The sequence below is a fragment of the Brooklawnia sp. genome, from assembly GCF_032229645.1.
GTDB lineage: Bacteria > Actinomycetota > Actinomycetes > Propionibacteriales > Propionibacteriaceae > Brooklawnia.
Genome location: NZ_JAVTWX010000091.1, coordinates 2516 through 7265 on the forward strand (window position 1 = coordinate 2516; position 4750 = coordinate 7265).

At 64.8% G+C, this 4750-nt stretch carries 7 protein-coding genes; 6 read left to right on the plus strand and 1 reads right to left on the minus strand.

From position 1 onward, the window contains the following. Together AAFP05_RS06820 and AAFP05_RS06825 are read left to right on the plus strand one after the other, a co-directional pair. Nucleotides 1–1089: DUF222 domain-containing protein (locus tag AAFP05_RS06820; RefSeq protein ID WP_341729104.1), on the plus strand; the 1089-nt coding region annotated here is incomplete at its 5' end. 59 nt (nt 1090–1148) lie between these two features. Beyond that, the gene (locus AAFP05_RS06825; protein WP_341729105.1) at nt 1149–1421 is read left to right on the plus strand and encodes a hypothetical protein; all 273 of its coding nucleotides are present in this window, start codon (nt 1149–1151) and stop codon (nt 1419–1421) included. Here the strand turns inward: AAFP05_RS06825 and AAFP05_RS06830 are convergent. Continuing rightward, nucleotides 1414–2049, minus strand: a complete 636-nt coding sequence (locus AAFP05_RS06830; RefSeq protein ID WP_341729106.1) for a helix-turn-helix domain-containing protein — start codon at nt 2047–2049, stop codon at nt 1414–1416. The genes AAFP05_RS06825 and AAFP05_RS06830 overlap by 8 nt on opposite strands. 56 nt (nt 2050–2105) lie before the next feature. On the opposite strand from AAFP05_RS06830, the gene moaA reads away from it, so the two are divergent. The 4 genes from moaA to AAFP05_RS06850 form a co-directional block, all read left to right on the plus strand. After that, on the plus strand, nt 2106–3125 hold the full coding sequence (gene moaA, locus AAFP05_RS06835; protein WP_341729107.1) for a GTP 3',8-cyclase MoaA: 1020 nt from the start codon (nt 2106–2108) through the stop codon (nt 3123–3125). Between the two features lie 33 nt (nt 3126–3158). Beyond that, nucleotides 3159–3398, plus strand: coding sequence for a hypothetical protein (locus AAFP05_RS06840; protein ID WP_341729108.1), 240 nt, complete (start codon nt 3159–3161; stop codon nt 3396–3398). After that, on the plus strand, nt 3362–4021 hold the full coding sequence (locus AAFP05_RS06845) for an NTP transferase domain-containing protein (RefSeq protein ID WP_341729109.1): 660 nt from the start codon (nt 3362–3364) through the stop codon (nt 4019–4021). Before AAFP05_RS06840 ends, AAFP05_RS06845 begins: the two co-directional genes overlap by 37 nt. Before the next feature lie 19 nt (nt 4022–4040). Next, a partial coding sequence (locus AAFP05_RS06850) for a molybdopterin-dependent oxidoreductase (protein WP_341729110.1) occupies nt 4041–4750 on the plus strand: 710 nt, incomplete at its 3' end.

Consider the following 4750-nt stretch of genomic DNA (forward strand, 5'->3'; position numbering starts at 1 on the left):
CTCCTCCAAATCACGCCGCGCTCGGCGATTCTTCGGATCGGTCAAGCACTCGATCTGGCATACCGGTTCCCGCAAACGCTTCGGCAGATCCTCGCCGGAAAGATCCGCGTGTGGCAGGCCGTTAAGGCATCCAGCGCATGTGGCCATCTTCCGCTCGCAGCGGCCCTCCAGGTCGACAGCCTGCTCGTCCAAGCCCTCCAAACCCTGCCGTTCGGGCAAGTCATGAAACGGTTGGATGAATGGATCATCGCCGCCGATCCGGGCCTCGCGGAAGAGCGCGCCGAAGCGAAACGCCAGGCTCGATTCATCCGAATCTCGCCCATCGAAGACGGACACGTCACCATCTACGGCATCGTCGACGCGGACGAAGGCATCCTCTTCGACTCCATCCTGAAGCGAGTTGCCGCCACCCTCCCGCAGAATCTCAACGCCGACTCCTTCGCCGATCACGAAATACGACGAGCTCAAGCATTGGGCTATATCTGCCGCGCCTGCCCGCCGGTGCTGCAATCATCGGCCGAGCGGACCGCGGGCACGGCAAGTGATGACTCTGACGGACTGCACGACCCAGCGCAGACGCCACCCACCCGCACCTTGATCGTCCACATCAACGCCAACGACGCAGCCCTCACCAGCACGCCAGCAGGTGTTGCCCGGGTCGGGGGCTGGGGCCCGTTGCTAACCAGCGACCTCCCCGAGTTTCTGAAGAGCTCAAAGGTGGTCGTGCGCCCGATCATCGAGGCGGCAACGATCAGACCGACCGATTCCTATCAGGTCCCGGAGAAGATGCGGTTCGTCATCGAGCAACGCAACCCGATCGATGTCTTCCCATACGGATCAACCGCAGCCAAACACTGCGACCAAGACCACACGATCGCGTATTCGAGAAGCGAGAACGCTCCACCCGGGCAAACCAGACTCGAGAATCTTGGACCGCTGAGCAGAACGGCACATCGCGCCAAAACGCATGGCGGCTGGCAGCTGAATCAGCCCGCCCCAGGCCGCTTCATCTGGACCTCCCGCCTGGGCTACCAATACTGCGTCACGCCTTCCGGCACGACGCGCATCCGCGTGCCCGTGCCCGAGTAAATGCGGCGCGCACCTGTCATAGCCACTAGCCTGATTTCATCCGTGGCTAGGAGGGGTCTGTGGCGACCAGGACAACCGTCCATAAGGTGATTGATGATTTGTGCGCTGCAGAGTCGACGGCTGAGCGGGGTACCAAGTTCGAGCAGTTGATGATCGAGTATTTTCACGCTGATCCGACCCTGCAAGTGATCTACGACGAGGTGCACGGTTGGTCGTCCTGGCAGCACCGGCAGAACAGCCATGACACGGGCATCGACCTGGTGGCGCGCAATCGTGACACCGGCGAGTGGACGGACATCCAGTGTCAGTTCTATCCGATCCGAGTCAGCTGATCGTAACCGAACAGACCTGCTTTCCGACCTCCAGCCGTCCGACCATCAGGTTTCCCCGGCTCGCCCTGGCGAAACCCTCGAGGAAGCCTTGGTGAATCGCGCACACCAAAGGCAGTTGCTCGGGCGGTGTGGTGGCCCGAAACGGGCAGCGGGCGAACCTCAACGTCGAGCCCTCGCGGGCCACCCCGAAGCCACGGTCGGCAAGCCGGTTGCAGAGTTCGGCGAGCACCTGCTCTGGAGGAGTGTCGCGATCGGTCACACTTTCTCCCCATTCCCGGCCGGCGTCCTCGGCGAGAGCGGTCGCATCGGGGCTGCTCGCCACGAAATGGCGCAGCAATAGCTGGGTCAGTTCCAGCAGGTGCATGTTGGTCACCGACGGGGCCTCGCTGGTCGCCGCATAGCCGCGCGGGGGACGCCCCTGAGACCCGGTGGACGCCGTGGAGCGGAGCGCGAATCCGGCATCTACCAGTGCGTCCAGATGAAAGCGTGCGGAGTTCTTGTGTAGCTCCAGCGCAGCACCAACATCGCTGACGGTCATTGGCCGCCTGGTGCCCTCCAACAGACCGAGCACCTTCGCGCGGGTGGGCCCCAGGCCATGCGGCTGCGCACTGATTTCGCTAGGGGACACTATTCCATTCTTGCACTCGCTGTCTGGCGGTCGATCGACGGGTTACTGTTTTATCCATGTTTGTTGGTGAATTGGTCGATCGCTCCGGCAGAGTCGCGCGCGACCTGCGCGTGTCGTTGACCGATCGCTGCAACCTGAGGTGCAGCTACTGCATGCCTGCCGAAGGGCTCGCCTGGCTACCCACCGACCAGACGCTGACCGACGACGAGGTGCTTCGCCTGCTGCGAGTGGCGGTCGAACGATTGGGCATCACCCGCATCAGATTCACCGGCGGGGAGCCGCTGCTTCGCAAGGGGCTGGAACGGATCGTCGAGGGCGCCGCGGCATTGCGCGGTGCTTCGGGGCGTCCGGAGTTGGCCCTCACCACAAACGGCCTTGGCCTGGATCGTCGCTCGGCGGCGCTGCGCGCGGCGGGGCTTGATCGGGTCAACGTCTCCCTCGATTCGCTCGATCGGGAGCGTTACGCCCGATTGGCCCGCAGAGACCGGTTGCCGGACGTGCTGGCCGGCATCGCGGGAGCGGAGCGTGCCGGGCTCACCCCTGTCAAGATCAACTCGGTCGTCCTGCGGGACTGTAATGAGATCGATGTGGTTCCGCTGGCCGAGTTCTGTTTGGCGCGGGGCTATCAGCTGCGTTTCATTGAGCAGATGCCCCTGGGGCCGGCAGGCCAGTGGGTGCGCGACGAACTCGTGACCGCGGACGAGGTCCTCGCGCTGCTGAGCGAACGGTTCGAGCTGACTCCCGCGGTCGAACCGCGCGGTGCCGCGCCGGCCGCGCTATGGCGCGTCGCTCCCGACGACAGCCAGCCGGGTGGAGTTCTCGGTGTCATCGCATCGGTGACGCAGCCGTTCTGCGCGGCCTGCGACCGCACTCGGCTGACAGCCGATGGCCAGCTGCGCAGCTGCCTCTTCTCGCGAACCGAGACCGATTTGCGCGGCGTACTCAGATCGGGCGGCAGCGACTCGGACCTCGCTTCGGTGTGGGCCGAGTCCCAGTGGAAGAAACCCCGCGCGCACGGCATCGACGAGGTCGGGTTCACCCCGCCGGCTCGAACGATGAGCGCGATCGGCGGATAGTGGTCGCCGGATGGCGAGACGAAGGAGGCAAGGATGGAAGTCAGATTCTTCGCGGGTGCGGCCGAGGCAGCCGGTATCGAATCGACGGTGATCGACACGACCGGTCTCACTGGCGACGGGCTTGTTGAGCTGCTGGCCGCAGACAACGAGCATCTCGAACGAGTGCTGCGCGTCAGTTCACTGCTCGCGGACGGCGTTCGTGTCGCAGATCGCAGCGCCGCCTTGGGAAACGTGCGATGCATCGACGTGCTGCCGCCGTTCGCCGGGGGATAGCGGTGCGGCCGGTGCGCGCCGCGATCATCCTCGCTGGCGGACGGTCGTCGCGAATGGGCGCCGACAAGCTCGGTCTCCATATCGATGGCCGCTCGCTGCTGCAGCGCGCCGTGGCTGCAGGCCTCGCGTGGAGTGAGCACATCGTGGTCGCAGGACCCCAGCCACCCGAGTGGAGTCATGATCCGCGTGTCGAATTCGTGCCGGAAGACCCGCCCTTCGGCGGGCCCGTGGCCGGTATTGCCGCAGCGTTGGCGGCCGCAGGCGATGCCGACGAGGTGTTCTTGCTGGCCGGCGACCTCGCCGCCCCGGCGCAAGTGGTGTCCGTCCTAGCTGATGCCCCGATGGGTTCGGATGGGGTGATTCTGGAGGACGCGGACGGCTGGGCGCAGTATCTGGCGGGACGCTATTGCGCCGATTCGGTTCGTCGCGCGCTGGGCGAACTGGGAGATGTCCGCAATGTCTCCGTGCGCCGAGCGCTGGGCACGCTGGTCGTGCATCGGGTCGCTGCAGATCGTCCGATCACAGCTGATTTAGACACGCCTAATGATGCGAAAATAGCGGGCGCTGTCGATATCCGTGACGAATTGCCCAGAATCGATTTGCCGGGTCGTTTGCACGAATAATATGTGCAAAACTGTCCCCATGGACGACCGCGCACGACTGGATGGGCCTGCTTCCGAGGCGCTGCTCAAGATGGGCCGCTTCTTCACGAAATGGGATGAGACTGCCGATCAGCGAGCGGTCTTCCGTCAGGGCGGCAGGCAGGGCGACGTCTTCTACCGGGACCGCTGGAGCCACGACAAGGTGGTGCGTTCCACCCACGGCGTCAACTGCACCGGCTCGTGTTCGTGGAAGGTCTATGTCAAGGACGGCTTGATCACCTGGGAGTCGCAGCAGACCGACTACCCGTCCACCGGCCCCGATCGTCCGGAGTACGAGCCGCGCGGCTGCCCTCGCGGCGCCTCCTTCTCTTGGTACACCTACTCGCCGACCAGAGTCCGTTACCCCTATGCGCGCGCAGTGATGCTCGAGCTCTATCGCGAGGCCAAAGCCCGGCTGGGCGATCCCGTCGAGGCCTTCAACGAGATCTCGACGGACCCGGTGAAGCGCCGCCGCTACCAGCAGGCCCGCGGCAAGGGCGGCCTGGTCCGTGTCTCCTGGGACGAGGCACTGGAGATCGCTGCGGCCAGCTATGTTAACACCATCAAGAACTACGGTCCGGACAGGCTCGTCTCGTTCTCGCCCATTCCCGCGATGAGCATGGTCAGCCACGCCGTCGGCACCCGCTTCACCCACCTGCTGGGCGGCGCCATGACCAGCTTCTACGACTGGTACGCCGACCTGCCGGTGGC